This window comes from Leptospira abararensis (genome assembly GCF_016918735.1).
Classification (GTDB): domain Bacteria; phylum Spirochaetota; class Leptospiria; order Leptospirales; family Leptospiraceae; genus Leptospira_A; species Leptospira_A abararensis.
The window spans coordinates 1-5,151 of the sequence record NZ_JAFFPR010000028.1 but is presented as its reverse complement, the minus strand read 5'-3'; the positions used below and the strand labels follow the sequence as shown (position 1 = coordinate 5,151).

Here is a 5,151-nt window from a genome sequence, read left to right as displayed (position 1 = left end):
ACTTTTCTTGCGTTATCAAATCCACCAAGGAACTCATATTCTAGGTTTGCATTTTTGGAATAAACAGCATCACGAACACTGTAACCTGAGTTTTTGATTTCTTTTAATAATACTTTGAGAGATGGGTTTTGGTCTTCTTTGGTAGTATCGTATGAATAACTATTATACTCTTCTACGATAGACAAGAAATTTCCTAAACGGTGTTCAGCCTGGAATTCTAACTCTCTTAGGCGGTTTGTGACTTGCACATTTTCTGTCGGAGTTGCCTGTCCTGCTTGGGTAATTTGCGTATAACTCAAGTAAGACTCTACTTTCACAACCTTGTTGGAAATGTCCCAAGCTAATTTTTTCTTATCTTCCTCTTCTTTGTAGCCAATGTTAGCCACTGCGATTTTCACACTCTCTTCTTTTAAAGAGAGTGCTAGTTCAGAGAAACCTGTTTTGTAAGAATAGGAATTTAGAAACACTCCTTGTTGGATGGTAAAGAATGGATCAATTCCATTGGCATGGGTTGGATCATAAAGACCGGCTTGGCTGAGTAAGATGGATTGTTTTTCTTCTTCAGTGACTGGACTTCCGAGTTTGTTACCTGCAGAGGTTATGTATTCTTCAATGTTTTCACCGGAGTAAGATCTGAGGAGATAATCCATCCTTGATGCTTTAGTAAGTGCGCCGATCAGGTTCGACTCATAACCATTGGTGTTTAACCAGTTGGTTAGGCCTACCGTATCTTCAGGGGACAAATCACCTGTCCAGTTTTGGTAGTATGTATTTAATAAATGATATTCTTTGAGAGAGTCAGGAAGATAAGTGGATGGATTTTTAGATCCTCTTTCTCCTGCATATGTCATTACAGTATCTCTATCAGAATCACCGAGTCGCATAAAACTTGCAAACTCGTTTGCTAATGTTTGTACACCCATATCCACATTACGAGATGCATAGTCTTCGAATGTGGCAGTCAGGATGTAGTTTTTTAGTTCTGCTGGGTACTGTGTGAGATTCGGAATGGTTCCTTGAGCCAAGGATGTTTGGATGCGACTCAAAGATTGTCGTAAAGCAAGTTCTTTGCCTGCATCTCTTAGGTCTTCGTCGTATGTCAGTAATAAGCTGTCTACTTGTGCTAAGTTGGATGTTCTTAATAATCTAGCTTGTAGATCGTATGGTGTGATGAGTTCTTCTATTTCTGTGATTTGTGCTTCTGTTAATGCGGCTCCGAGGAAATTTGCTGTTCTTTCAAGTTTGCCACTCGGTCCCGGTAGAACAAATTTTCCACTCTTCACATCGGATAAAAATTTATCTATCGTTCCATTGTTTGAGATGGTTCCCAAATATGCTTTGGCCAAAATTACTTTTTGGTTTTCCCAAGCAAAAGCCTTCAAGTTGTCCATTCCAGAAATGATGGAAGAGTCCAAACTATATCCCGATTGGTCTAACTTCGTTTTGAGTGTTTCGAATTGATTGAGAGAGGCACCGATTTGATCCATGGACTGATCCAGTGGCAATCCTTGTGCCTCCAATCCATCAATCATAGACCTTAGCTCTGCAAATAGTTTGGTTGCTTCTTCTGCCGCTTCTCGCGCCAATTTGGATTCTTCGTAATCGGTTTTGAGTTTTGCTGTGTCAGCCTTCTCTGTTGTCGATAGGTTTTGGTAGTATTTAAGCCCTGCCATTTCTTTCGTGAATACTTCCGCATTGGCAAGTGATTCCCAAAGAGATGCGTTCACTTCTTCCCCACGAGCTGCTTTGGCTGTTAAAAATTCACGAATTCCTTTGGTATAACTAATCAAGTTTTCTTGGCTGATAGTATTCTGGTTTGCTGCTGAGGCATAGACCACAATCCTTTCATCCAAATTCTCTAAATACTCTTCCCCATTTTCTTCCGACTCTTTACGTCTTGCATAAAGTGCTAGGTATTGTTCGGATAAACTAATCCCTGTATACATGGTTTCGGAAAATGAATTCAATGATGCGAGTTGTTCCGAACGTGTGGTCACAGAAGTTTTCAGAGCCAGTGACTCGGCTTCCATATCTGCCAATTTTTCCTGAACATTGGAAGTTAGTCCCAACTCTCCGTCTACAAAAGTAAAATGGAATTTAGGTCTACCTTCTGCTGAATTAAAATAATCGCTAAACCCTGGTAATGCGGAATTGATTTTGCCTAAACTTACAATAGTAACAAGAGTTTTGTCAGCAATTCCAACAGAAGTTTTATATTCTGTGAGTATACTTTGTGACTTTTCTGTTGACTCTTCCAACTGAAGGGTGAGCTCACGCATATAGTCTGTGGCTTGCATTTGTTTTGCAGAAAAGTCTTTTAACTTTTCGGATACGTCTTCTGCAAGTTCTGCAAATTCCTCTGTACCGGGAGTTGCAACTCTCCAAGTTGCTAACATTTGGATGTAGTCAGCATGTGCCGATTCCAACTCTGATTTTATCGTACCCCAATTGGCAATCATTCCATCAAGGGATGCCTTGAGTGATTCCAGTTCTGAATAATCCAATCCACTAAATGGTTTTTCATATCCAGTGATTTGAAAATTTGCATCCAAAATAGGTTTGGATGTATCTTCAAAATCTTTTAGCGTTAAATACTGCTCTAATTTTTGAACCTCTGCAGTGTAACCTGACTTTTTTGTATCATCAAAGAAACTCAAATAACTTGGGTATCCTTCTTCCACAGCAACATGTCTTGGGTTCAAAAGTTGTGACTGTTCAATGATCGCAGTCGCACTGTTGTCTATGTTTAAAATTTTATTGGTAATCTCAGAGTAGATAACAAGTCCTTCTTTTTCTCCGAAGATCTCTATCAGTTTTCCAACATCGAGTAAGGAACTCAGCTGCGCACGAGGTGTTCCTGGATTGTTTGTTAAATGCCCTGATAATAAATTGGCGCGACGAGTCTCTTCACTAGAATCTCTGTCTGTCGATGTTCCAATGCGGAAGGAATCACTGAGTAATCGGGAAGCTGTGATATCATCGAGTCCAGATACAGCATCATGTAATTCTTTTAATAAACCTGTGGCTTTGTTTTCTTGTCTTTTGAAGTATTCTTCTTTTAGAATACTCAATACTTCTCCCGATCGAACCCGGGATGCAAAATCATCTATTTTTTGAGAGACCGCAACTTCACGAGCCACCTGTCCTGTGGCAGCTTGGAAGAAAAAGGATTCCCCATAAGAAAAACTTTCTTTTAAAAATTTCTTTTCGTTAGCAGATCCATTCCATCGGATATCTTCTCTCTCACTGGCAGTGTATTCTTTACCACTTTCATAAAAAGACAACAAAGCATCTGCATAGTCTTTTTGGCGTCCTAAGTCAGCAATAAAATCAGTGTATCCAGGTCCCGCGATGTAATTGGCAAAAGCCCCACGACTACTTCTAAAAAAATCTAGAAGTGTTGCCATCGCTCTTCTTTCCACTATGGAATTAGCATCTGTTTTGGTATCTTGGCTGATGACTTCTGAGTCCTTCAACATACGAAGGTAAATGGACTCAACGTTTCTTTCTCCTGTACCTAAATTACCCAAATAATCCAAAAGCATTTCCATAGCTCTTGCATTTACTTCTGCACCAGCTACTTTCTTCTTTTGTTCTGCTTGTTTTTGGATCGCAGCTAACTTAGCCTCATCACCATTTTCATCTAACAAAAAGGTTAGTTCTGCTTCTTTGGTTCTATACTCTAATTCAAATCCATCAAAGAAAGATACAAGACCATCAGAAACTTGTTTTGTTTTAGTATTTCGATCTTCCAGTGCATTGCGGAAAACAAGATTCATTTGTCCGTAATGTTTCATTGCCTCAATGGAATCGGAAAACAAAGTACCCACTTCATTTAAAGACGTGAGCATACTTCCAGACAAACCCGACTCGTCGCCACGAAGCGCACGGAAGGCATCTTTGGTTGCAGTCCTCTCAGAACCAGTTAAGGTAGCATCGACAACAGCATCTGTTTTTGACAAAGCATCCAATACATTTACATTCAAATACTGAACTGTTTTGCCCACTTCAGCGATGTATTGGTTGTATTGGTCAATTTTTGTTACTGCCACTCCGATGGCTTGTTCTAGTTCCACAATTTTAGCAGAATAGGCAAGACTTCCTTGGTTTCCGGCATTGGCAGATATATATGACTGATAACTTGCAATTGCTGTTTTGAGTTCTGCAATCCCTTCCTTACCGAGTGATAACGCGTCCCCAGAAGAAGAGGCAAGGCTTTGTAAATACTCATAAGCGGGAAGGATGGACTCTGCATTCAGATATCCCGCATCTAAACGAGAATCTTGATATAACCTTGATAAAATAGTTTCATATTGGTTTACATAAGTTGGAATTTGATTCGAAGTTGTTTCTAGTTGAGTCACATCCAATAAGTTAACCTTAGCGATTAAATTAGCGATGCTACTGTCATGAGCATCCACGGAACTGACAATAGAACCATCAAGCCCTGTCAAACTTGTTTTCCATGTTTCTAAACTTTGTCTTACCTGCACAGAAACTTGGTTTCCATACAACTGAACCAGTTTATCCCCGGCTAACAACGAATCAATTTTTTCTTCTAAGGTTCCTTCTCCATCCAGAACCTCAACGAGAAGTGCTCTGTTTTCTTTTAGTTTTTCAAACTCTAAAACTCTTTGGTTGATCTCTGCATAAAAAGATTGGGAACGGAAGGCGTTTTCTCTCTCGTATTGGAGTTCATACATCTTCTTCTCTTGTTGGCGCAGAACTTCTCTTTGGCGATCGAGTTCCTCTTGGGCTTGGACAATTTCTCCCCTAAGCCCAGAATTCCCTTGGATGGCACTAGAATCAGAAGTCAAATCTCCGATTTGACCAAGCATTCCTGGGTTACGAATTAATACCTGGATCTTTAAGGCAGCTTCATAAGCTACCGAAGCATCCCCCATGCTGGCTCTTGCGAGCTCTAAAGCTTTTCTTTTCTCTTCTAAAATTTTATTTTGTTCTGCAAGTTGATTTAAGATGGTATCTGGGTTTGTGACCGTAGGTGCTGTTTCTACACTTGAATTTGGATCCATACCCGGTGTTCCAAATACACTACTCCCACTACCATTTAACTCAGATAAAAGTGATAAATAAGCTGTTTCTTTTGCTTTGAAGTTTTGTCTGATTGTGTCCAACTCAGCTGCAATTTGG

The 5,151-nt window shown here is 39.9% G+C and carries 1 pseudogene; it reads right to left on the bottom strand.

The features are described from left to right. Positions 1–5,151 (bottom strand): annotated as a pseudogene (locus JWG40_RS09845) (hypothetical protein); the annotation flags it as partial.